Genomic DNA, 24,178 nt, shown 5'->3' with positions numbered 1-24,178 from the left:
TTAGAAACCTATTTGTAAACCAAATGAAACCGATGTAGCCAACGGATAATTCCAATCCGGATTTTCAGGGTCAGGGCAAGTCAAGCTCTTGCTCTTGATGGTCAGCAAGTTCTGTCCTGATACATAGATACGGGCACTACTCATCTTAAACTTAGACAGGAACGTAGCCGGAACATTGTATCCCAACTGCAAAGTACGCAGTTTCAGGTAAGAACCGTTTTCAACGAAGTAACTTGAAGCGCGTCCTTCGTCTGCCGTGTTCGAGGTGGTCAGCATCGGAATCGTTGAACCGGTATTGTTGGTATTCCAAGCATTCAACAAACGATTACCTTTGTTAGAACCGGCATCCGTCACACTCCAAAAATCGGTCTGGAATTTCTGGTTGTTATAAACATCCTTATCGCAAACACCTTGCCAGAACATGCTGAGATCGAAGTTCTTATAATTCAAAGCAATATTAAGTCCGTATGAAAATTTGGGTACCGGATTGTAAACCCAATCTTGATCATCTGCATTAATCACACCATTCTTATCCAAATCAGCATACTTTAATCCGCCTACACGTGCGTTAGGCTGTCCCGACGCATCTACTTCCGCTTGAGTTTGGAACAAGCCCTCTACCACATATCCTACAATTGAACCGTATGGCATACCCGACTGTACTAAGTTTTCCTTAGAGGTATGGGCGTATGAACCGGTAGTAGACGATGGCAAATAAGTCACCTTGTTACGGAAGAAGTCAGCGTTTGCGCTAATATCCATTCCTAACCCGCAAGCAAGATTCGTACGGTAGCCCAAAGCAAACTCCATACCCCAGTTACGCAACGAAGGACCATTCAACCAAGAAGCACCGCCTTCTCCGATCGCACCTAAATAAGAAGGAGTTATCAACATATCATCTACATCCTTGATATATCCGTCGATAGACCCATACAGGCTTCCGTGAAGGAGTGTGAAGTCAGTACCTATATTGTATTGCGTAGCCGATTCCCATTTCAAGTTCGGATTGGCAAGCTGAGTGGCGCGATAACCAGAGGGGAACGTGCCCGAGCCTTGCAAGAACAAATCGTAAGCAGTAGAAGTTACACGATCCAAACCATAATCTACAGTGTACAAACCAAATTGCGCATTATTATCGATGGCTTGGTTACCGGTCTCACCCCAAGAAAGGCGAATCTTCCAGTCATCCATCCAATCTTTTTCCAACAATTTAGAAATACGGAAACCCAACGTTGCTGCCGGGAAAGTACCCCAGCGGTTATCTCTACCAAAACGGGAAGAACCATCACGACGGATTGTAAATGAAGCCAAAATCAAATCGTCATAATTATAATCCACCTTTCCGAAGAAAGAAGCCAAACGGTAACCAAACTTAGCACCACTGTTTCTCATCGAACCGGTAGCGGCATTCGGCCACATATAATCAGGATCTTCCAATGCATAGCCTTCTGAATAAGCCGTAAAATCAACCGTGCTTTCTTTCGACATTTCAGCACCGAGCAAGACTGTGATATCGTGTTTGTCTGCTACCTTGAAATTATAGTTTGCTGTATTCGACCACGTCCAATTCACCTGATTCCGATGCGACAAATTGGTCTTAGCAATATCATTGTTCACAATATCCGAATGGAACGTAGGAGTCATCGAGTTGATGAATGACAAATACGTGTCCAAGCCAAAATTAGAACGCAAAGTCAATCCTTTTATCGGTTTGATTTCAACGTAAGCATTACCAAACAGACGCCAGTAATCCAAATGGTTGTTGCGGTTATCGTATTGTTCGCGCACCGGATTCTGACGGTCGCTCATACCTCCCACAGGTCCGGCAAACGTAACTCCATCTTCTTCATAAACCGGTACAGTAGGAGCCATCTTCAATGCGTTTTCCATTGGGGCGCAATCAACTTGTTTAGAATAAGTAACCGTAAAGTTTTCGCCTACAGACACATATTTATTAATATTGTACGAGGAGTTCATACGAGCTGAGAAGTTCTCAAAACTTGTATAATTCAATATACCATTATTCTTTTTATAACCTAATGAAAACATTGTTGAATGTTTGTCTGTGGCGTGCGATAAAGACAAATCGTATGTTTGGGCAAAACCTGTGCGTGAAATTTCGTCAAGCCAATCGGTATCCGAGTAGCGCATCGTTTTCTTGCTGTTGATATATCCGTCATATAACCCATTGACCGTGTAATTAACATAACTGCTGGTAGCCGGATTCCATACAGTAATCGGAGTTCCTGTAGCAGCGTTCAGGTTTAAACCGTAATTGCCTGCGTAAGTCACCGGGTCAAGTCCGTCGTTCAATGCTGCCTGTGCCATCGCCGTAGCATATTCGGCAGAGTTCAACAATTTCATAAACGATTGCGATGTATAAAACTGTGCCGTCAGATTAGCCGAGAAGTCTACCTTAATCTTATCTCCTTTCTTACCTTTCTTTGTAGTAATAATGATGACACCATTCGAAGCACGCGAACCGTAAATAGAAGCCGAAGCAGCATCTTTCAATACCTGCATACTTTCAATATCATTCGCGTTCAAAGAGTTTAAAGCCTGATTTGTAGGCACACCATCGATTACATACAATGGGTCTTGTGAAGAATTGAATGAACCAATACCACGGATACGCACCGTACCGGTACCGATAGGAGAACCATTTGTGGTGATAGTCATACCCGGAACTTTACCTTGCAAAGCCCTCATCGGATCCATGTCCGGACTGGTCTTTAACTCCTCCGTAGAGACTACCGCTACCGAACCGGTCAAATCGGCTTTACGTTGGGTTTGATAACCCGTTACCACCACTTCATCCAACATTTCGGAATCTTCTTCCAAAACAATCTTCATTACTTTTTGCGCTTTCAGGGTTTGAGTCTTACACCCTACATAAGAAATGGAGATTTCCGCTCCTTCTTTAACCGTTAGCGTAAAGTTTCCATCGAAGTCGGTTATGATACCATTGGTATTGTTGCCCACTTCAACGACAGAAGCACCGATAACCGGCAGTCCGTCTGATTTAGCAATCACTGTTCCACTTACCTGTAAGTTTTGGGCTTGCACCGATACACATAATCCTATAAGGAAAAGTGTAAAAAGGAATGTTCTTTTCATGCCTTTCATTACATATTAAATTTAAATTGTTAAACATTTGTTTTATCAATCTTTGTTCTGATTGAGCATTGCAAATGTATTACTTACAGACATAAACAAATAAAAAGAATGTTGCATCAACGTGTAATTTTGTGTACTTGCAACATTTGTAACAACATAAGAAACATTTTTATTAGTCCTCTCTTTCATGGAACGGGATAATTTCGGGGAACATAAAAAAAATATAACCTTATTTTCGTACCTTTGTATCAGAAAGGAGCATTCATAAAAGCAAAATAAATAGTATGGGTAAAGAGAAAACCGTGTACGTATGTACCAACTGCGGACAGGAATCACCGAAGTGGGTGGGAAAATGTCCTTCGTGCGGACAGTGGAATACATTTGTAGAAGAAGTGGTACGCAAAGAAACTCCCGTAGCCAAGCATGTGGCTCATGGGATTGAGTCGGTACGCTCGAAACCTCAATATCTGAAAGAAATCATATCGAGTGATGAGCAACGTATCGACATGCAGGACGATGAATTGAACCGCGTGTTGGGAGGCGGACTGGTGCAAGGGTCTCTTACCTTAATCGGCGGCGAACCGGGCATCGGTAAATCAACGCTCGTACTGCAAACCGTGTTACGGTTGTCGAATCAAAAAATCCTGTATGTGTCGGGCGAGGAAAGCGCACGCCAGCTGAAACTGCGTGCCGACCGTATTCCGCATCCCGAATCGGGTAGTCTGCTTATCGCCTGCGAGACTTCGCTGGAACAAATCTTTACCCATATCAAAAACACTGCGCCCGACTTGGTGGTCATCGACTCCATCCAGACCATTTCCACTGAAAACATCGACTCGTCGCCGGGCAGCATCGTACAAGTGCGTGAGTGTTCGGCGGCCATCCTGAAATTTGCCAAAGAAACGGGCACTCCCGTCATCCTCATCGGGCATATCAACAAAGAAGGGAGCATTGCAGGACCGAAAGTATTGGAGCATATCGTAGACACGGTGCTTCAGTTTGAAGGCGACCAGCATTACATGTACCGCATCTTGCGCAGCATCAAGAACCGTTTCGGGAGCACTGCCGAACTGGGCATTTACGAAATGCGGCAAGACGGTTTGCGTCAGGTAAGCAATCCTTCGGAACTGCTGCTGACACAAGACCATGAGGGCATGAGCGGGGTAGCCATCGCCTGCGCGGTAGAGGGCATCCGTCCGTTCCTAATCGAGGTGCAGGCACTGGTCAGCACCGCTGCTTACGGAATGCCTCAACGCTCTGCTACGGGTTTCGACCTGCGCCGCATGAACATGCTGCTGGCGGTACTCGAAAAGCGTGTAGGATTCAAGCTGGCGCAAAAAGACGTATTTCTGAACATTGCGGGAGGTCTGAAGGTGAACGACCCGGCTATCGACCTCGCCGTTATCAGTGCCATTCTTTCCAGCAACATGGATGCTGAGATAGAGCCGGGAGTCTGTATGGCGGGCGAAGTGGGGCTTAGTGGTGAAATCCGTCCGGTAAACCGCATCGAACAGCGCATCGGTGAGGCGGAGAAGCTGGGTTTCAAGCGTATGCTCATTCCGAAACATAACTTGCAGGGACTGGACCGTACGAAGATTCATATTCAGCTAATACCGGTGAGAAAAGTGGAAGAAGCTTTCCGTGAGCTGTTCGGATAGATTCTCTTCACCACAGATTACACAGATTTCACCTATTATCATTTCAACTTATATTTCATGACAACCCCAGAATTAAACAAAATATCATACGACATCATAGGCTGTGCATACAAAGTACACAAAGCATTAGGTCCGGGCTTATTGGAAAGTACATACGAAACTTGCCTATGCTATGAGTTAGAAAAAAGCGGATTACGTTACGAAAGACAAAAAGAACTTGGTATCAATTATAACGGAATCCTCCTGCCTAATGCATACAGAATAGACATTTTAGTAGAAAATAAAGTGATGGTTGAGCTGAAATCCGTAGAAAATCTGTTACCGATACATACTGCACAGTTATTGACTTACTTGAAATTATCAAACATTCATTTAGGATTACTAATTAACTTCAACACAGAAAACTTACAGAACGGCATCAGAAGGTATGTAAAATAACTTGAGATAATCTGTGTAATCTGTGGTGAAATAAAACAGAATATATGATTCACGAATATCAATTACGCGCTTTGCCTGAGCAGGCAGTAAGCGAACAGACATTAAAAGAATACATCAGTCGCGAAAAAGGGCTCGACATTCGTACCATCCACGCTGTACGCACGCTGAAACGAAGCATCGACGCACGCCAGCGAACGATTTACATCAATCTGAAAGTGCAGGTGTTTGTCAACGAAGACCCTGCAGACGAGCAGTTTGTACGTACCGAATATCCGAACGTGGAGGGAAAGCAACCGGTCGTCGTGGTGGGGGCAGGTCCCGGCGGACTCTTTGCGGCGTTGCGACTCATTGAATTAGGGTTGCGTCCCATCGTAGTGGAACGCGGAAAGAACGTACGCGAACGGAAAGAAGACATGGCACGCATCAGCCGCGAACATAAGGTGGATCCGGAATCGAATTACAGCTTCGGAGAAGGCGGTGCGGGTGCTTATTCCGACGGCAAACTGTACACACGCAGCAAAAAGCGTGGCAACGTGGACAAGATTCTGAACGTGTTCTGCCAGCATGGTGCAAGCACTTCCATCCTGATTGATGCACATCCGCACATCGGTACGGACAAGTTGCCTCGGGTAATCGAAAACATGCGGAATACAATTTTGGAATGTGGAGGCGAAGTTCATTTCCAAACGCGCATGGATGCACTGATTATTGAAGGAGACAAGGTAACGGGCATCGAAACGAATACGGGAAGAACATTCCGCGGACCGGTTATCTTGGCTACGGGACACTCGGCACGCGACGTTTACCGCTGGCTTTACCGAAACGGTGTACAGATGGAAACAAAAGGCATCGCCGTGGGTGTCCGGTTGGAGCACCCTTCGATGTTAATCGACCAGATACAGTACCACAGCCGGAAAGGACGCGGTAAGTATCTGCCAGCAGCGGAATACAGTTTCGTTCAGCAGGTAGACGGACGCGGGGTATACAGTTTTTGCATGTGTCCGGGAGGATTTGTAGTCCCTGCCGCCAGCGGGCCTCATCAGTTGGTGGTAAACGGAATGAGTCCAAGTAACCGGGGCACCAAATGGAGTAATTCGGGCATGGTGGTAGAGATACGTCCGGAAGACTTACTCGACCCTTCGCTGCAACTTCCGGCGTGTGAATCTTTCCCTAATTCGGCTGAAGCAGAAACCGAAGAACTTATCCGGCAGGGCGATAAACTACAAGAAAATACCGTACATACGCTTGCCATGATGCGTTTCCAAGAACAAATGGAGCAAATATGTTGGCAACAAGGATGTATGCGCCAAACGGCACCTGCCCAACGCATGGTTGATTTCACCCGAAAGAAGCTGAGCTACGACCTTCCTCCCAGTTCGTACAGCCCGGGACTGATTTCTTCGCCGCTTCATTTCTGGCTTCCTCCTTTCATCGGTCAGCGCCTGAACAAAGGCTTCCAGCAATTCGGCAAACGTTCCAACGGATTTCTGACCAACGAGGCGGTGATGATAGCCATCGAGACACGTACCTCTGCCCCGCTCCGCATCTTACGCGATGCAGACAGCTTACAGCACGTCACGGTTAAGGGACTATTTCCCTGCGGAGAAGGTGCGGGTTACGCCGGAGGCATTGTATCTGCCGGAATCGACGGAGAGCGGTGTGCCGAAGCGGTAGCTGCTTATCTGGGTTGAGACGAGCTATTCGCAGCAAACAGATAATACAAACAAAAAAACTCCGGTTGCAAATCAAAACTGTTGCAACCGGAGTTTTTTGTTTTACCGCTCTATGCGAAGCAAAGAATCAATACTTGTGTCCGTCGTTTTCCAACTCTTCCATCGTTATCGGCTTGCGGTCGATGGCGCGCCATGCGTAGACGATGTAAGCCAATACAAAAGGAACGAGGATGGAAACGTATGCCATTGTTTTCAGCGTAAACTCACTGGAACAACTGTTGGCTATCGTCAACGAGCTTTGTGCATCGACCAACGAAGGATAGTATGCCGTATTGTTATATCCTACGGTAAGCAGCAATGCCAGAACGGTAAGAACAGTTCCTATTCCGGCAAACCAGATACCGCAGGTATAGGTATTACAGAAAATGCTTTTCCCTATGCCGTATAATACTCCCACCACTCCTATCAGGAACAGCACGAGCAGGTAAGGCATTTCTATCAGATTATTAAAATACTTATACGGTTCCATGAATACGGCTCCGCTTGTTGGGTCGACCGCAAAACCGTCTTTCAGCAACGTGCGGATGACAAACCACAAGAAGAAGAACAGAAACAGAACGGCGTCTACCCGCAACTGCCGGCGGCAACGACCGATCAGTTCATCGTTACGGATGTTATTGATGAAATAAAGATTTCCCAATATACGGGCGAGGAAGAACACTGCTATGCCGAGAATCAGATTATAAAGGTCGAGCAATGCGTCAAGTCCGTGCCAATTATTTGCCCACTGGCTGATAACGGGCATCATCTGGTCGGTCAGATTACCCTTGCTCACAATGAAGTTAGAACCATTGAAAAACGTGGCTACCGCCGTGCCCAGCAACAGTGGACCAACCAGTCCGTTCAAAACAAGGAAATATTGATATGTACGTTTGCCCAACAAATTTCCTAACTTCGACTGAAACTCATAAGACACAGCCTGAAGCACGAAGCTGAACAAGATTATCATCCAAAGCCAATAAGCTCCGCCGAAGCTGGTGCTGTAAAACAATGGGAAAGAAGCAAAGAACGCTCCGCCGAAGGTTACAAGGGTAGTAAAGGTAAACTCCCATTTGCGTCCGGTAGAGTTAACCAGCAAGGAACGTTCTTGTTCTGTACGTCCTAACAGGAAAAGCAAAGAATTTCCTCCCTGAACAAACAGCAAAAATACCAGCAAAGCTCCCAATAGGGATACTAAAAACCACCAATAGTGTTGCAAGAATATATAGGTTGAATCCATAAATTTTAGATTTTAGATTGATTGTTTCTTTTGTTTTTTATTCTGCTCCTTTCTTTATCGCCTTCACCATGATACCTATTTCGGCTATCAGCAGCAGGGTAAACATCACAAGGAAGATAAAGAAGGTAGTCTGTACAGAACCTGCCTCCAGTTTTGACACGGCGGCATTGACCGGCAACATGTCTTGGATAGTCCACGGCTGACGTCCTACTTCTGCTACAATCCATCCTGCATGGCTGGCGATGTATGCCAACGGAATGGTCCACAAGGCTACGTAATGCAACCAGTTTATTTCGCCCAGACGTTTCTTATAACTCAGGAACAGTATCAGGGCAAAGAAGGCTATGAAATACATTCCCAGTCCTACCATAACGCGGAAAGCCCAGAACATCGTTCCTACATGAGGAACAAGTGTGGCTGTATCTTTAATGTATCCGTAACCGAAATAAGGCATGTTTTCGTCGATGGTTTGAAGTGCTTCGGCAGCGGCGGCCTCATCGCCCGACTGCTTGGCACTGCGGAAATCGGCAAGAGCCGAAATTGCTTTTTTACCGCGTACTATCTTTTCTTCGGCTGACAGGGCTACAGAACCGTCGGGCTGCTCATAGCCTCCATTCAGAATATTATTGATGCCCGGCACGTAACCCGATGCTTCGCGCGTGGCAAGGAAAGAAAGCATCTGAGGTATCTTGATAGGTCCTACTACGGTAAGCGGCTGATTGGTGCCTCCGTCGTACAGTCCTTCCATCACTGCCAGCTTCATCGGCTGCACTTGTGCCACCTGATAAGCAGATTTATCGCCCGTTGCAGCTGTAACCAATGCGGCAAACAACCCTACATAGGCAGCCACACGGATACTGGCAAGCGCCAATTCTTTTTCGCGTTTCCGAAGCAAATACCACGCACTGACGCCGACAACAAACGCCGCACCTACAATCCAGCTGCTCAGTACCGTATGAAGAAATTTCATAACAGCCACAGGCGAGAATGCCACAGCCATAAAGTCGACCATCTCGTTACGCATTGTTTCGGGGTTGAACTCCATTCCCACGGGATATTGCATCCATGAGTTTGCAACCAAAATCCACCAAGCCGATATGGTTGCACCCAATCCGGTGAGCCATGTAGATGCCAAGTGGAACTTCTTGCTGACTTTGTTCCATCCGAAAAACATCACAGCCACGAAAGTAGCTTCCATAAAGAAAGCCAGAATACCTTCTATCGCCAGCGGTGCACCGAATATATCGCCTACAAACCATGAGTAATTGCTCCAGTTCGTACCAAACTGAAATTCCAGTATTAACCCCGTAGCCACACCGATGGCGAAATTGATACCAAACAACTTCATCCAAAATTTGGCTGTCCGTTTCCAAAACTCATTTCCGGTGGTAACGTAAAGTGTTTCCATAATACCCATCACGACTGCCAGTCCTAACGTCAGAGGAACAAACAGCCAATGATAAATGGCAGTCAAGGCAAACTGTGCCCGTGCCCAGTCAATCATCGAAGTGTCAATAGTTTCTAACATAAAAATTCTCTTTTGTTTATTTCATTCTGTTGATTAATTCTGTTCCTACATAATCTTGTTTTTCTTCCGTACTCTTTCCTTTCAAGAACGAAGGAAAGAAAAAGAGTTTCAGGATAAAAAACATCACGAACAGCTTTATCAATATTATGGCCCACAAAGTACGCCCCCATGTCATCTCTTTGAAGCCATCCCGATAAAACCGATAAACGCTAATAAACTTTTCTTTAATCATAATCTATTTTTATAATGATTACAAAGGAAAGAATTTATCGGGAAAAAACAAGGGTTTGTCCCGATAAATTGTGCGAAAATCTATCTCTTTTGTATTTCCGATGACAGACGTTTAGTTTTGCATCAGATAATTTAAAAAAGAGAATGATGAAACAACAAAGTCTGTTATTTACCGCTTTGCTTACTTCTGCCTTGTCACTGTCGGCTCAAGAAGATAAGCAATGGACATTGGAAGACTGCATAAACTACGCATTGGAGAAAAACATCCAACTCCAACAAAACAAAATTTCGTTGCAAGAAAGCGAAGAAGACGTTAAGGAGGCTAAAGCTGCGCTCTTTCCGAGTCTGTCTTTCAGTACAGGACATAACGTAGTAAACCGCCCTTACCAAGAGAACAGTTCAACGGTGAGCGGTACGGAGATTATCAGCAGCGACAGCAAAACTACATACAGCGGAAACTATGGGCTGAATGCACAATGGACGTTATGGAACGGAAACCAACGTTTAAACAACATCAAACAGCAGAAAACCAACCGCGAGATTGCCCAACTGACTGTTGCCGAAACCGAAAACATGCTGAAAGAACAAATAGCACAACTGTTTATCCAGATTCTTTATGCGGATGAATCGATTGCCATCAACAAAGGCACAGTGGAAGTAAGCCGCGCTACTTACGAACGTGCACAAGAGTTGTTTAAAGAAGGAAGCATCTCAAAAGCTGACTTGGCACAACTCGAAGCGCAGCTCAGTAACGATGAATATCAACTGGTTACTTCGGAATCGACTTTACGCAACTATAAATTGCAGCTGAAGCAGCTTTTAGAGCTGGATAATACAAAAGAAATGAGTCTTGTGCTTCCGCATATCAGCGATGAGCATGTGATGGAGTTACTTCCTTCGCAGACGGATGTATACCAGACGGCACTGGCTACGCGGCCGGAGATAAAAAGCAGCAAGCTGGACATTGACAATGCCAAACTTGCCATTTCTTCTGCCAAAGCGGGATACATGCCTACCATCAGCCTGTCGGCATCTACTTCGAGCACGACAAACAGTTCGAGCAGTAACAACTGGACGCAGCAAATGAAATACGGATGGAACAACATGATAGGATTGAGCCTGAGTCTCCCTATCTTCGACCAACGGCAGACGAAAACCTCCATACGCAAGGCACGCCTCCAGTACGACACCACGCAGCTCAACCTCATCAATGCACAAAAGGAGCTTTACTCCACCATTGAAAGTCTTTATTTAGATGCACTGAATGCGCAACAACAATACGTGGCGGCTGAAACAAAACTGAAAAGCAGCCAGACTAGTTTCGACATGGTAAGCGAACAGTTTAATTTAGGCATGAAAAACACCGTAGAACTGCTTACCGAAAAAAACAACTTGCTCAGTGCGCAGCAACAGCGCATACAGGCTAAGTATATGGCAATACTGAACCGAACCTTACTTAATTTTTATGCCGGTCAAGAAATTGAATTATAAAAAATAACGAACTAAAGATATGAATAAAAAGAAAGTCATTATCACAGTTGCCGCAGCCGTAGTCTTGATTGCCGGCGGAGTGTGGATATTCGGCGGACAAAAGGCGCAAAATAAGGTAGACTTTGTTACCGAAGCCGTCCAAAAAGGAAATGTCAGCAATTCAATTACAGCAACAGGAACCATCGAGCCTGTAACGGAAGTTGAAGTAGGTACGCAGGTATCGGGTATCATCGATAAAATTTACGTCGACTATAACTCGGTGGTAAAAGAAGGCGAGGTTATCGCTGAAATGGATAAGGTAACGCTGCTAAGCGACCTTCAGTCGGCTAAGGCTTCGTACGACGGGGCTAAGGCGGAATATGAGTACCAAGAAAAGTTGTACAAGCGTAACCGCACACTACACGAAAAGCAGCTTATCAGCGATACCGACTACGAAGAAAGCGTTTATAACTACCAGCGTGCGCTTGCCACTTACGAGCAGAACAAAGCGGAGCTGGCTAAGGCAGAACGAAACCTGTCGTACGCCACAATCACTTCGCCCATCAACGGGGTGGTAACCAGCAAAGATGTGGAAGAAGGACAAACCGTTGCGTCAGGGTTTGAAACTCCGACACTGTTCAACATCGCTGCCGACCTGACCAAAATGCAAGTAGTAGCAGATGTAGACGAGGCTGACATAGCCGGGGTGAAAGACAGCGCGCGCGTAACATTTACCGTCGATGCTTACCCCGACGATGTATTCGAAGGCATCGTCCGCCAGATACGTTTAGGAAGCACAAACAGTTCGTCGAGCAGTAGCAGCAGTAGCAGCACAAGCGAAACGGTGGTTACCTACGAAGTGGTGATAACAGCCGATAATCCCGAACTGAAACTGAAACCCCGACTGACAGCGAACGTAACCATCTATACCAACTCGCGCGAAAACGTACTCGTGGTGCCTAACAAAGCCTTACGCTTTACACCGGAAAAATCGCTTGCCGGAAAACGGGCCATCAACGACTGCGAAGCGCAATATAAAGTGTGGACCATGGATGAAACGGGCTTTACGGCGCACCCCGTTCAAACGGGTATAAGCGACGGGATTCATACCGAAATAACCGGCGGTATCAGCGAAGGTACGGAAGTGGTAACCGAAACGGTACTGAAGAACGAAATGCCCGCCATAGAATCTGCTGAAGGCGAAAGCGAACGCAGCCCATTCATGCCGGGACCTCCGGACAGAAACAAGAAAGACAACGATAAAAAATAAGCGGCAGGAGGAACATGCCATGAGCAAAACTGTTATTGAACTGCAAAACATCAAGCGCAACTTCCAAGTGGGCGATGAAACGGTACACGCACTGCGGGGCATCTCGTTTTCCATCCAAGAGGGCGAGTTTGTTACCATCATGGGTACGTCCGGCTCCGGCAAGTCTACGCTGCTGAACACGTTAGGATGTCTTGACACGCCTACAAGCGGCGAATACCTGCTCGACGGGGTAAGCGTGCGCACCATGTCGAAGCCTCAACGGGCTATCCTGCGTAACCGGAAAATCGGGTTCGTATTCCAGAACTATAATTTGCTGCCGAAAACCACGGCTGTGGAAAACGTGGAATTGCCGCTAATGTATAACTCATCGGTTTCGGCAGCCGAACGGCGCAAACGTGCCATCGATGCACTGATTGCCGTGGGACTGGGCGATAGGCTGGAGCATAAGTCGAATCAGATGTCGGGCGGACAGATGCAGCGCGTGGCAATAGCACGCGCACTGGTCAACAACCCCGCCGTTATCCTTGCCGATGAAGCAACGGGAAACCTCGACACACGTACTTCATTCGAAATTCTGGTACTTTTCCAGAAGCTACACGCCGAAGGACGTACCATAATCTTCGTAACCCATAACCCGGAAATTGCACAATACAGCAGCCGAAACATCCGCTTGCGCGACGGACATGTGATTGAAGATAAAACCAATCCGAAAATCCTTTCGGCAGCCGAAGCATTGGCCGCTTTGCCCGTCAGCACAGACGACTGAAAAAACATGCGGAAGAACCGAGGCAAACAAGCCGATGCGTACATGAACACTACGGGTAGAACCAACCAACGCTACCCGAAATGTTTTCATGAACATCAGCTACACGGTATATACTTATATTTCAATTAGTTACATATATGAACGGAACAAATCTTTTCAAAATAGCACTTCGAGCGTTGGCAAACAATAAAACGCGAGCCTTCCTCACCATGCTGGGCATCATCATCGGTGTAGCAGCCGTAATAGCCATGCTCGCCATCGGTCAAGGCTCGAAACGAAGCATACAAAAGCAAATCTCTGAAATGGGCTCGAACATGATTATGATTCATCCGGGAGCTGAAATGCGTGGAGGTGTACGCCAAGACCCGTCGTCAATGCAAACGTTGAAACTTGAAAACTACGAAACGCTGCGCGACGAATGTATGTACATTTCTGCCATCAGTCCCGATGTCTCTGCTTCCGGACAGCTTATTTCAGGTTCAAACAACTATCCTTCTTCGGTCAGCGGCGTGAGTCGCGGATACCTTGACATCCGACAGCTCAGCGTGGAACAGGGAGAGATGTTTACCGACGAAGACATCCGTACGGCTGCCAAAGTATGCGTTATTGGTAAAACGATTGTAGATAACCTCTTTCCCGATGGCACTGACCCTATCGGGAAAGTAATCCGTTGCAGCCAAGTTCCATTGCGTGTGGTAGGCGTACTGAAATCGAAGGGTTACAACTCAATGGGTATGGACCAAGACGATGTGGTACTGGCACCTTACACCACGGTGATGAAACGACTGTTGGCACAGACGTATCTGAGCGGCGTATTTGCTTCGGCTCTGACCGAAGACATGACGGAAGAAGCCGTAGACGAAATAACAACCATCTTGCGCCGCGAGCATAAACTGAAGGAAACAGACGATGATGACTTTACCATACGCACACAGCAGGAACTGAGCTCGATGCTGAATACTACTACCGACCTGATGACTACGCTGCTGGCTTGCATAGCAGGCATCTCGCTGGTGGTAGGCGGCATCGGTATCATGAATATCATGTATGTTTCGGTAACGGAACGTACGCGCGAAATCGGGTTGCGCATGTCGGTGGGAGCACGCGGGATTGACATCCTGTCGCAATTCCTCATCGAGTCCATCCTAATCAGCATAACGGGCGGAATCATCGGGGTGATACTGGGCTGCGGAGCAAGTTTCGTAATCAAGTCGGTAGCACACTGGCCGGTATTCATACAGCCGTGGAGTGTATTGCTCTCGTTTGCGGTATGTACGCTTACCGGAGTATTCTTCGGATGGTATCCGGCGAAAAAGGCGGCCGACCTCGACCCCATCGAAGCGCTCCGCTACGAATAACATCGGAACTACTTTGTTCTTCATAACTTTGGTTTCCTGAACCGGCTGCATGTGATGACACGGAATATGTTCTCCATCGTACTTCTCTGTCGATAGCAGCCGGTTCTTTTTTTTAATGAAAAACATTTATCTTTGTATATCCAATCCTACTCAGAAACTTATGAAAACAATCAACTCTATCCACCGCAGTCCGTTCATACCTCTTATCCATGTCATTTGCTGGGGAATGGTTTTCTTTTTCCCGTTGTTTTTCACCCAGCGAGACAACGGTACTATCGACTGGTATGCTTTCTGGCATCACAGCCTGATGCCCATTACGCTATGTACCATCTTCTACCTGAACTACTTTTTATTCATTCCCCGGCTATTATTCAGCAACCACCAGAAACGTTTCTTGCTGGTTAATTTGGTCGTAATATGCCTGCTCACGTTAGGGATGCGTTATTGGAACAATATCCACTTCCCTCCCCCTCCTCCTTTCGACCGGCACATACCTCCGCAGTATATATTCTACCTGCGCGATATGGCGAGCCTCATATTCTGTGCCGGACTAAGCGTTGCCATCCGCATGAGTATGCGCTGGAGCGAAGCCGAAGAAGAACGCCGCGAAGCTGTGAAAAGCCGTACGGAAGCGGAACTGAAAAACCTGCGCAACCAGATGAATCCGCATTTCCTGCTCAACACGCTGAATAACATCTATGCCCTGATAGCCTTCGACACCGAAAAGGCACAACAGGCGGTGCAGGAGCTTAGCAAACTGCTGCGCTACGTGCTGTACGACAATCAGCAGATGTTCGTCTCTCTGAGCAAAGAAATAGAGTTCATCCGAAACTACATCGAACTGATGCGCATCCGCATGTCGCCTTTGGTACGCATCGAAACCCGATTCGACGTTAAGCCAGACAGCCAGACGCTTATCGCTCCGCTAATCTTCATCTCGCTGATTGAAAACGCATTCAAACATGGCATATCGCCTACCGAACCCAGTTTTGTGAGCATCTCCATCAGCGAAACCACAGGACAAATCTCCTGCCTGATAAGAAACAGCAACTATCCTAAATCGGTAACCGACAAAAGCGGTTCGGGTATCGGATTGGAACAGGTAAGAAAACGTTTGGAACTGATATACTCCGGACATTATTCATGGAACCGGAGCATAAGCGATGATAATAAAGTATACGAATCTTCAATAACCATAACCCTTAATCCTGCATAAAACCATGACTTTACGTTGCGCCATCGTAGACGATGAACCCCTCGCCCTCGGACTATTGCAAAGCTATGTTCAGAAAACTCCCATGCTGCAATTATGTGGAGCCTATTCCAGTGCAATCCAAGCAATGAAAGCACTCCCCGAAAACCCCGTAGATTTATTATTTCTCGACATACAAATGCCCGATTTAAACGGTTTGGAATTTTCCCGGATGGTTCCTGCCACTACCCGTATCGTATTTACCACAGCCTTTGAGCAATATGCCATTAACGGCTATCGTGTAAACGCCCTCGACTATCTTTTAAAGCCTATCAGCTACACAGATTTCATGGAAGCGGTCAATAAAGCAATCCAATGGTTCGAATTAAGTCCCAAAGGAAACACTTCGCCCGTAACAGACTCTACTTACATTTATGTGAAAAGCGATTACAAACTGATACAAATAGAACTTGATAAAATACTTTACATCGAAGGACTGAAGGACTATATAAAAATTCACACCGAAGACAACCCCCGCCCCGTACTTTCTTTGGTCAGCATGAAAGTAATGGAAGAAAAGCTACCTTCCGAACGTTTTATTCGTGTACACCGTTCTTTTATTGTACAAAAACAAAAGATAAAAATCATAGACAAAGGACGGATTGTTTTCGGAAAAGAATACATCCCAATTTCGGACAGTTACAAGCAAGAGCTTCAAAATTATGTTAACGAACATATAATTTGAAGTGAAGTTAAATATTTAACGTTTTTTTACCGCACAAAATGAACTTTTTTGTGCATGACCTTTGCTTGGTATAAATTTAAGGTCTATATTTGTGGTGTACATAATACGGAAGTTGTGAAACTTCCCATTTTAGAATAGTTTAGTTAAGTCTAGTTTAGTTTTTGTGTTGTGATACTCCAACCATTAGAGAATGGCTGGAGTATCTTTTTTTCAGTACTTCAGAAACTAGGGAAAAGGATTTTCAGAACCCCAAAAGCTACCGCATAGTAGTCTGCTAAGTAGATAACAATCATATAGAACAATCTTTCATCGGGAAAGTCTCCCTACGTAAAATAAAAGAATGCTTTTGGAGAAATATTCAAGAAAAAAATAAGATAGGTATAGGAATAATATAATTTTGCCGGAAATACATGAAGTATCTTATCGTTCGTATCATTACTTCGTATAGTTCCGGCAAAGAGTTATCTGCTTCTTAAGCTGGCTTCTATTTCTTCTATTTCAGCTTTAAATGCTTTGTCTACTTCTACTTGGTCTTTTACTATCTTACAAGCATGAAGCACCGTAGCGTGGTCTTTATTGCCAATCATCTGACCAATCTTCGATGAAGAGGTATCCGTATGTTTCTTTGCAAGATACATGGCTACTTGGCGAACCTGTACTACTTCACGCTTACGGGTCTTGGTATGAATGGCAGCCGTATCGATTTTAAAATGCTCACAAACCTTTTCAATGATATCGTTTATACCAATCGGCTTAAATTCGGCGCAGCGTACAGCCTTGTGTACGATACGTTGCGCTAAATCTAAATCTACCTCGCGCTTGAACAAGATAGATTGTGCCAAAAGTGAATTGACGATACCTTCAAGCTCGCGGACACTTTCGTTTACGTTTTCGGCTATGTAACTGATTACTGATTCAGGTATAGAAAGTCCGTCACGACGAATCTTATTGCGCAAAATGTTTTTACGCAGTTCAATGTCGGGTTTCTCCAATTCAGCCACCAATCCCCACTTGAAACGTGTCAGCAAGCGGTCTTCCATACCCTGCAACATAACAGGAGCACGGTCGGACGTCAGAATAAGCTGTTTTCCGTTCTGATGTAAATGATTGAATATATGAAAGAACGTATTTTGAGTTTTTGTCACACCGGCAAACTCCTGTATATCGTCGATTATCAACACGTCGATAGTTTGGTAGAAGCTGATGAAATCATTGAAATGATTGGTACGCACAGAATCGGTATATTGTACCTGAAACAAGTGTGCAGACACGTAAAGCACACGTTTCTCCGGATAAAGTTCCTTGATACGTGTACCGATAGCATTTATCAGATGAGTTTTACCCACACCCGAAGGACCGTAAATAAAAAGCGGATTAAAGGTGCGTGCCGGATTCTGCGCAACGGTTTCGGCTACAGTTCTCGAAAACTCGTTGCTGTTTCCTTTGATAAAGTTCTCAAAGTTATAATTGGGATTCAGATGAGGATCTAAATCCTGTACCGGAGGAGCAATAGGACCCGGTGCTTTATTACCTCCCTGTATATTTTTAGGCTCAGGCAAAGCCGTTGAGCGGTCTGTTCCTTTTCTGTCTACGGTAATATGGTTCGTCTTGTCGACAAGGATAGAATACATCAACTCCGTACCTTCTCCAATCTCTTTATAGATGGCAGCACGCAGCAAACCCACATACTTTTCTTCCAGATATTCATAGAAGAAAGGACTGGGAACGCCAATAGTCAATGCCTTCTCCTCGTATTTCAAGGGGACGATAGGCTCGAACCACGTTTTAAAAGCCGTTGCATTTACGTTGTCTCGTATAAAGAGAAGGCAACGTTGCCATAATGCAACAACTTGGCTGTTTTCAATCATTACATACGTTGTTTTAATAAAGCGATACTTCTACCGCTGCAAATTTCGGAATGAATTTTTATAAAAACAAATGCTGTTTTCCTTTGATTTTTAATCTTTTATTTAAGGTTTTGATAGTTAGCAGCTTATTACAACTGTGTTTCACGAACACAGTTACGCCTGTTTGCTTAATTACAATTCCTTGTTTTTCAAATTATTACACCTCAACTACTTATCATGACCACTTCTACAACCATACTTATATTACACTAATAATCAACCACATAGACTACTTTTACAAATTCATCCGCTCACCACTCTTTATTTAGACAATTTCTATATTACACCTAAATGCGACTATTTTTCGCTGCAGAGAAATACCGTTCACCGATGTGTAAAACAGAGTTTTCAAAACCTACTGATGCAGCTGCAAACATATAGACTTCCGCAAAGGAAACGAGCCGATGAACAGACAAGATTAACCCGTGTTTTTATCGTTTTTTTAAATCGGACTGACAACGGCGTAACCGGATCTGTTTCAAACGCTGAATGGCACGCTGGCGACTTAACAAAATCTGACGACGGTAAACAAGGCAAGCTATAATGAAATATATACCTGTTTGCAACCATAAAGCGCGGTATTCGGGCAATATATCATAAAGGGTAGCTCCCATCGTATTGATTCGCACATAACCGTTTATGCCAAATGTTGAAGGGAACAGCCATGAAACAACTTTCCAGAAATCGGGAATAGCTGCTCCCGGCCAAGATATACCAGAAATAAACAGCAAAGGAATGGAGGTAAATACGTATACCATCATGCAGGTTTCGCGGTGACGAATAAACACAGAACAAACCATTGCGAAGAAAATACATGCCAACACGTAGGGTATGGCAAAAGCCAACAGTGTAGACGGATTAGCTATCTGAACCAGACGGAACAGCTTCGGAACACAGCAAAGAACGTATGCCGAGATTATGGAATAAATCAAAAAGTAAGCGGCCGATTTACCCAAAACGACACGCAATGTTCCCTGATAATAGCGACCGGGAGGTATCAAATTACGAAAACGGCTGTTCTCGCGAGCTGTTCCTGCCGAAAGTCCGATTCCCAACAAAAGCGTTTGCTGGATAATCAGAATCAGTACTGCCGGTATAAGGAAGCTGGCAAAACCATCCTGAGGATTAAACAATGAAATGTCTTCATACTCAATGGGAGACGTACTTATTTCGTCTTGACGGTCGGTAGTATTTCCCAATCGTTTGATCTGAATCTGCTTGTTCATGTCTAACGAAGCGTTGGTAGAAGCAAGTAAAATGGCTTTATAATAAAGCATACCGCTCATATCACAGTAAATACTTACGGTAGTCTGGCGGCCGGCAGCAATGTCGCTGCTGAAACTTTCGGGCAAATAAATAACGCCATATACTTTGTTTTCTTTCAACAAGGTTTTAGCTTCCTCCATGTCGGCACAATAAGACTGTATATGAACATCGGCGCTGGCATCGACAAAGCGCACAAACTTGCGGCTTAACGATGATTTGTCGGCATCGACAACAGCCGCCGGTACGTCGCGCACCACTTCGTTTGTATATATGAAAGCATATATCAAAGGGTAAGCCAGAGGCACCAGAATAAGAAAAATCAAGACACCTTGGTCTCTAAACGCAACTTTCAACTCTTCAACGCAGATATGGAAGAGTCCGGAAAAGCCCTGTCGGATAATATGATAGAACGAATCGGTTTTCATGATTTCTTTTCGTTAAGGGATATAGACATAATGTAACATGGCTGTCCGCAACTTCTTGAGTATGAAAAACGGAAGCAACATGAATATCAACAATGCCACCACTGAATGCCAAGCATAAATCAGCGGATAACCGTTTAACGCAAGGTCAACATAAATTAAAAAGTAGTGGCGCAGTGGGAATAAGTTTGCAAGTGCCTGAAGCGTTGGGTGCATTGCCATCACCGGAAAAGTAAATCCCGATATAGAAAAAGAGATTACCCCCCACAACGAAGCTGCACTCAAGGCAAGACGAAGCGAGCCAAACAACCCGAACAAAAATACGCCGAATGCCTGTGAAGCCAGTACAAGTAACAACCCTGCCAACAGCATTGGGAAAATACCACTATTACAGGGGTAGTGTAAAAAGCCGTACAAATAGACGTTATAAAATACAGCGATTATGAAAAAAACAATCGTATGAGGAAAGAGTTTTCCTGTCAGCGCTGTAACAATCGAATTGCCGGATTCTTTCATTAATTGTCCGGCGGTATTTTCTTTTAACTCCGTTCCCAGTGCATAAACCGTAGTCAGAAAAATAAGCAGCATCAGCAAACCGGGGAACAACGTATTACACAAGTAAACCGAATAGTTCAGCCACGGATTGTTTAATGCGTGGGTTTCAATAACAATCGGCTGCAAAAAAGCCATTGCCTGACTCTCGGTAGCTCCCTTAGCATACAGTGTTGCCCGCCCGATGGCTCCCGACGCCAATTCAGACATCGTACGCTGGTCTTTATAAAGCAACGAACCAGCTATCAGGTAAGAGTAATTGACATAAAACGATACTTTGGGCTGACGGTTGGCAAGTGCCTTTTCTGTTGTTCCACGAGGGATATAATAAAAAGAATAAATCTCTCCACGCTGAATGGCTTTACGCGCTTGGCTTACACTTTCATAATGAGCTACAATTTTTATTTCCTGAAAGGCATCCAAATTACGTATGATATTACGAGTGGTAGCCGTATTATCCAAATCGACCACTCCAGCCGGAAGATTGGAAGGTAACCCTTTCTCCATCAACGTAGAAAAAAATACAAAACAAAATATCGGAGCTATCACCATGCAAAACAGGTAAATAGGCTGAGAAGTCAAACGAAAAACTTCTCGCTTGGCTATTCGCAGGAAACGTTTATGGACGGTTACAGACATGATATTTTATTTTTCAACAATAGCCGACATACCCGGACGCAGATTTTCCACCGGCTGAACAGGGCGTGCTTTTACTTCAAATGTTTTCAAATCAAACTGACCGGTTGTCTTGGTCGCCTTCCATGCGGCATACGTTCCGAGGTCTTTCATATAAGTCACTTTAAATGTGACATCTTTCTCTAAAGCCGGGATATATGCCGTAATCTCACCACCAACGGTAAAATCCTTCAAAAAATCTTCACGCACATTGAGCGTTATCCACATATCATCGAGTTGGGCTACATTCATAATCGGCGCTCCCGTTCCCACCAATTCTCCTACCTTCGGGAATATTTCGGTTACCTCTCCGTCGGCAGAGGCTACAAGATATGTCTCGGCAATGTAAGAGGAAACCTCTGCCACCGCACCTTTTGCCCGCTCTACCTGAGCAGCGGCAGCAGCCTTGTCTTCACGTTGTGCGCCGTTTTTCGCCATCGTATATTGGGCATGGGCAGCACGCTCCGTAGCCTGCATTGCATCATACTGTGCCTTAGCCTCATCGCGCTTTTGAGCTGTCATCACTCCGGCTTCGTACAAACGATTAACCCGGTTATATGACTTTTCAGCGATTTCAAGTCCGGCTTTTGCCTTCTGCCACATTTCAAATGCAGCCTGAAGTTGCTCGCTTCGCGTACCTCTTTGGGCTTTCTCGCTCAAAGCCTGCGCAGCCTGTTCAGCGGCTTGTGCCTGCATCAGCTTCGCCATAACATCGGGAGCCTCAAGAATAGCCACCGTATCTCCGGCTTTCACCTTGTCTCCTTCCGAAACGAAAAACTTCAAAACACGTCCCGGCACCTTGCTTGAAACTCTATATTCGGTTGCTTCCGCCTGACCTTGAATAATTTCCGGTCCTTTTCCTAACGTAAAGAATCCGATAACGCTGACTATAATTACGGCAGCCGCCAAAGTAAAAAATGCCAGCATAATATTGTTGCGTTGTGTCTTTTCTACCATAATTGATTATTATTTTAAAGTTCCCATTGATTTATTCAAATATAATTCACTCATTTTCAAGTCAATCTGAGCATCTATCTTGCCCGATTGCGCCGACAGCCAAGCTGTTTGGGCTTCCAGCACGTTACTGGTGGGTATGACCCCTTCTTTAAATCCCAAGTTAGCATATCTCAAATTTTCTTCTGCCTTTTCCATGTTTTTTTCTGCCATTGCCAGTTTCTTGGTGGCTTCGTTTACCTTATACGAACTTTGCGTAACCTGTAATTCTACTTTTTCTTTCACATCTTCCAGCCGATAGCGGGCTATATTTGCTTCGGCTTTGGCTGCCTTTACTTTATAGATACCTTCTCCCCAATGAAGTATAGGTACAGAAACAACCACGCCCGCTGCCCACATGCCGCGGAATTTGTTTTCAAAACCGTTAACCAGCGAAGGGTTAGTTACCAGATAATTGGCAGTAATAGCCACAGAGGGAAGAAACTCCGAACGCGCCACATTGACTTTCTGGCGATAGATTTGAGAGGCAAGTTCCAAACTCTTTAACTCTTCGCGGTTGGCGAGTGCCGTACTGACGTTGCTTTCGACGTATGTATTGGGAAGAGTCAGATTTTCCATGTCTTCATCAGCCAGCCGGATATCTGCATCCAGTGGCAGGCCGCATAACTGACAAAGCAACATTTTCGAAAGACTTAATCCGTTATCCACCTGCGTAAGAGTCATTTCCGCCTCGTTTACTTTCACCTTGACACTCAGCCCGTCTGCTTTGGTAGCAACTCCTTCCGCCACCATTTGCTGAACATCCGAATCCAACTTCTGAACCAATTGCAAAAAGCCCTCAGCCAGTTTCTTCTTGTTGACCAGCGAAATGACCTGCCAGTATGCTTGGTCTGTGTTCAAAATCAGATCTTCCATACCGGTAGCGTGCTGCGATTCAGCCAAACGTTCTGCATATTTGGTTATCTTATTGTAAGCTATGATTTTTCCGCCCATAAACAAGGGTTGGGTAAGCGTTACAGCCCCTACCGTCAGATTTCGGGTATCTGTATGCAGCGCATCCACAAAACTTTGACCCACTCCGTTTAATCCGGTAGTCAGTCCCGAAACCATTCCCGGCAACAATCCTTGCAGTCCGGCAGCCAAGCCCGGATTAGAGGCAGCAATCTGCTTCATTGCAGCCTGAAAGTCAGCCGACTGCATAATTTGCTGAAGCTGGTTTCCGGTTGTAGTCCCGATGTTTCCGATTGTTTGTTTTTGCTCATCGCTGAGCAAAGAAACTTCTTTTTGCGTACGTATATATGCGCCCGTCAAATCTACCTTTGGTAAAAAATTAGTAAATGCCGCTTTTTTCTGATAATGCGCAGCATTTATTTTTTCTTGGGCAATACGCAATTCTTTATTATTGGCAAGTGCCAACGAGCGACAGCTATCCAATGTAAGTATTTGCTGAGCATACCCATTGAAGATAACCCCCACGTATAATACAAAAAAACTAAGAATTTTTTTCATGCCTTATTCAGTCTTTGTTATTTGGTTGCTTATGCAACAGGACAAATTTATGCTTTTAAAACAAACTAGCAAAAGAAATTGTTGAAAAGAATGTAAAAGAAAAGTAACTCTTTACTCTAAGAGGCTGTTTAAATTTTCCGATTAAGAGTCGTTTAAATTTTGCTCTGC

18 protein-coding genes are annotated in these 24,178 nt (G+C 45.0%); 9 read left to right on the top strand and 9 right to left on the bottom strand.

Annotated elements, in window-relative coordinates; genetic code table 11:
- Window positions 1–3,126 carry a SusC/RagA family TonB-linked outer membrane protein gene (locus tag M3085_RS04955; protein ID WP_249052440.1) on the bottom strand — a complete coding sequence of 1,042 codons (3,126 nt, stop codon included), beginning with the start codon at window positions 3,124–3,126 and terminating at the stop codon, window positions 1–3.
- 275 nt (window positions 3,127–3,401) lie between these two features.
- Here M3085_RS04955 and radA point away from each other — a divergent pair, with 275 nt between their 5' ends.
- From radA to M3085_RS04940, 3 genes are read left to right on the top strand one after another with little or no spacing between them, the layout of a single operon-like run.
- The gene (gene radA, locus M3085_RS04950) at window positions 3,402–4,775 is read left to right on the top strand and encodes a DNA repair protein RadA (protein ID WP_249052439.1); all 1,374 of its coding nucleotides are present in this window, start codon (window positions 3,402–3,404) and stop codon (window positions 4,773–4,775) included.
- A gap of 57 nt (window positions 4,776–4,832) precedes the next feature.
- Window positions 4,833–5,213: a GxxExxY protein gene (locus M3085_RS04945; protein ID WP_178255901.1), complete on the top strand. Its 381-nt coding sequence runs from the start codon at window positions 4,833–4,835 to the stop codon at window positions 5,211–5,213.
- 44 nt (window positions 5,214–5,257) lie between these two features.
- Entirely contained in the window at window positions 5,258–6,904 is a 1,647-nt protein-coding gene (locus M3085_RS04940) for an NAD(P)/FAD-dependent oxidoreductase (RefSeq protein WP_249052438.1), read from the top strand.
- A 109-nt stretch (window positions 6,905–7,013) separates the two neighbouring features.
- On the opposite strand, the gene cydB is transcribed toward M3085_RS04940, so the two are convergent.
- The 3 genes from cydB to M3085_RS04925 are packed head-to-tail and all read right to left on the bottom strand — an operon-like array spanning window position 7,014 to window position 9,925.
- Window positions 7,014–8,165, bottom strand: coding sequence for a cytochrome d ubiquinol oxidase subunit II (gene cydB, locus M3085_RS04935; RefSeq protein ID WP_178255903.1), 1,152 nt, complete (start codon window positions 8,163–8,165; stop codon window positions 7,014–7,016).
- A 37-nt stretch (window positions 8,166–8,202) separates the two neighbouring features.
- A complete protein-coding gene (locus tag M3085_RS04930; RefSeq protein WP_249052437.1) occupies window positions 8,203–9,693 on the bottom strand; it encodes a cytochrome ubiquinol oxidase subunit I in 1,491 nt (496 codons plus the stop codon).
- A 16-nt stretch (window positions 9,694–9,709) separates the two neighbouring features.
- A complete protein-coding gene (locus M3085_RS04925) occupies window positions 9,710–9,925 on the bottom strand; it encodes a DUF4492 domain-containing protein (RefSeq protein ID WP_178255905.1) in 216 nt (71 codons plus the stop codon).
- A gap of 146 nt (window positions 9,926–10,071) precedes the next feature.
- Here M3085_RS04925 and M3085_RS04920 point away from each other — a divergent pair, with 146 nt between their 5' ends.
- From M3085_RS04920 to M3085_RS04895, 6 genes are all read left to right on the top strand, one after another.
- Window positions 10,072–11,415, top strand: coding sequence for a TolC family protein (locus M3085_RS04920; RefSeq protein WP_178255934.1), 1,344 nt, complete (start codon window positions 10,072–10,074; stop codon window positions 11,413–11,415).
- A gap of 19 nt (window positions 11,416–11,434) precedes the next feature.
- Window positions 11,435–12,664 carry an efflux RND transporter periplasmic adaptor subunit gene (locus M3085_RS04915; protein ID WP_178255906.1) on the top strand — a complete coding sequence of 410 codons (1,230 nt, stop codon included), beginning with the start codon at window positions 11,435–11,437 and terminating at the stop codon, window positions 12,662–12,664.
- A 19-nt stretch (window positions 12,665–12,683) separates the two neighbouring features.
- Window positions 12,684–13,430: an ABC transporter ATP-binding protein gene (locus M3085_RS04910; RefSeq protein WP_178255907.1), complete on the top strand. Its 747-nt coding sequence runs from the start codon at window positions 12,684–12,686 to the stop codon at window positions 13,428–13,430.
- A gap of 137 nt (window positions 13,431–13,567) precedes the next feature.
- Entirely contained in the window at window positions 13,568–14,788 is a 1,221-nt protein-coding gene (locus M3085_RS04905) for an ABC transporter permease (RefSeq protein WP_178255908.1), read from the top strand.
- A gap of 160 nt (window positions 14,789–14,948) precedes the next feature.
- Window positions 14,949–16,004, top strand: coding sequence for a sensor histidine kinase (locus tag M3085_RS04900; RefSeq protein ID WP_249052436.1), 1,056 nt, complete (start codon window positions 14,949–14,951; stop codon window positions 16,002–16,004).
- A gap of 4 nt (window positions 16,005–16,008) precedes the next feature.
- Complete coding sequence (locus M3085_RS04895) at window positions 16,009–16,725, top strand: LytR/AlgR family response regulator transcription factor (protein ID WP_178255910.1); 717 nt, start codon at window positions 16,009–16,011, stop codon at window positions 16,723–16,725.
- 461 nt (window positions 16,726–17,186) lie between these two features.
- On the opposite strand, the gene dnaA is transcribed toward M3085_RS04895, so the two are convergent.
- From dnaA to M3085_RS04870, 5 genes are all read right to left on the bottom strand, one after another.
- Window positions 17,187–18,593, bottom strand: a complete 1,407-nt coding sequence (gene dnaA, locus M3085_RS04890) for a chromosomal replication initiator protein DnaA (protein ID WP_178255911.1) — start codon at window positions 18,591–18,593, stop codon at window positions 17,187–17,189.
- Between the two features lie 470 nt (window positions 18,594–19,063).
- Window positions 19,064–20,323, bottom strand: coding sequence for an ABC transporter permease (locus M3085_RS04885; protein ID WP_178255912.1), 1,260 nt, complete (start codon window positions 20,321–20,323; stop codon window positions 19,064–19,066).
- Window positions 20,324–20,335: 12 nt separating this feature from the next.
- Complete coding sequence (locus M3085_RS04880; protein ID WP_178255913.1) at window positions 20,336–21,511, bottom strand: ABC transporter permease; 1,176 nt, start codon at window positions 21,509–21,511, stop codon at window positions 20,336–20,338.
- Window positions 21,512–21,517: 6 nt separating this feature from the next.
- On the bottom strand, window positions 21,518–22,504 hold the full coding sequence (locus M3085_RS04875) for an HlyD family secretion protein (protein ID WP_178255914.1): 987 nt from the start codon (window positions 22,502–22,504) through the stop codon (window positions 21,518–21,520).
- A 9-nt stretch (window positions 22,505–22,513) separates the two neighbouring features.
- Window positions 22,514–24,010, bottom strand: coding sequence for a TolC family protein (locus M3085_RS04870; protein ID WP_178255915.1), 1,497 nt, complete (start codon window positions 24,008–24,010; stop codon window positions 22,514–22,516).
- Between the last annotated feature and the right edge of the window lie 168 nt (window positions 24,011–24,178).

This window comes from Bacteroides caecicola, from assembly GCF_023337095.1.
In the GTDB taxonomy this organism is placed as follows: Bacteria; Bacteroidota; Bacteroidia; order Bacteroidales; family Bacteroidaceae; genus Phocaeicola; species Phocaeicola gallinarum.
Note: the sequence above shows the minus strand (reverse complement) of the source record. Positions and strands in the feature narration are given on the sequence as shown.

Bases quoted from the DNA above. Each gene is read 5' to 3' on its own strand.
- M3085_RS04955 (WP_249052440.1), bottom strand. From the start codon at position 3,126: ATGAAAGGCATGAAAAGAACATTCCTTTTTACACTTTTCCTTATAGGA.
- radA (WP_249052439.1), top strand. From the start codon at position 3,402: ATGGGTAAAGAGAAAACCGTGTACGTATGTACCAACTGCGGACAGGAA.
- M3085_RS04945 (WP_178255901.1), top strand. From the start codon at position 4,833: ATGACAACCCCAGAATTAAACAAAATATCATACGACATCATAGGCTGT.
- M3085_RS04940 (WP_249052438.1), top strand. From the start codon at position 5,258: ATGATTCACGAATATCAATTACGCGCTTTGCCTGAGCAGGCAGTAAGC.
- cydB (WP_178255903.1), bottom strand. From the start codon at position 8,165: ATGGATTCAACCTATATATTCTTGCAACACTATTGGTGGTTTTTAGTA.
- M3085_RS04930 (WP_249052437.1), bottom strand. From the start codon at position 9,693: ATGTTAGAAACTATTGACACTTCGATGATTGACTGGGCACGGGCACAG.
- M3085_RS04925 (WP_178255905.1), bottom strand. From the start codon at position 9,925: ATGATTAAAGAAAAGTTTATTAGCGTTTATCGGTTTTATCGGGATGGC.
- M3085_RS04920 (WP_178255934.1), top strand. From the start codon at position 10,072: ATGAAACAACAAAGTCTGTTATTTACCGCTTTGCTTACTTCTGCCTTG.
- M3085_RS04915 (WP_178255906.1), top strand. From the start codon at position 11,435: ATGAATAAAAAGAAAGTCATTATCACAGTTGCCGCAGCCGTAGTCTTG.
- M3085_RS04910 (WP_178255907.1), top strand. From the start codon at position 12,684: ATGAGCAAAACTGTTATTGAACTGCAAAACATCAAGCGCAACTTCCAA.
- M3085_RS04905 (WP_178255908.1), top strand. From the start codon at position 13,568: ATGAACGGAACAAATCTTTTCAAAATAGCACTTCGAGCGTTGGCAAAC.
- M3085_RS04900 (WP_249052436.1), top strand. From the start codon at position 14,949: ATGAAAACAATCAACTCTATCCACCGCAGTCCGTTCATACCTCTTATC.
- M3085_RS04895 (WP_178255910.1), top strand. From the start codon at position 16,009: ATGACTTTACGTTGCGCCATCGTAGACGATGAACCCCTCGCCCTCGGA.
- dnaA (WP_178255911.1), bottom strand. From the start codon at position 18,593: ATGATTGAAAACAGCCAAGTTGTTGCATTATGGCAACGTTGCCTTCTC.
- M3085_RS04885 (WP_178255912.1), bottom strand. From the start codon at position 20,323: ATGAAAACCGATTCGTTCTATCATATTATCCGACAGGGCTTTTCCGGA.
- M3085_RS04880 (WP_178255913.1), bottom strand. From the start codon at position 21,511: ATGTCTGTAACCGTCCATAAACGTTTCCTGCGAATAGCCAAGCGAGAA.
- M3085_RS04875 (WP_178255914.1), bottom strand. From the start codon at position 22,504: ATGGTAGAAAAGACACAACGCAACAATATTATGCTGGCATTTTTTACT.
- M3085_RS04870 (WP_178255915.1), bottom strand. From the start codon at position 24,010: ATGAAAAAAATTCTTAGTTTTTTTGTATTATACGTGGGGGTTATCTTC.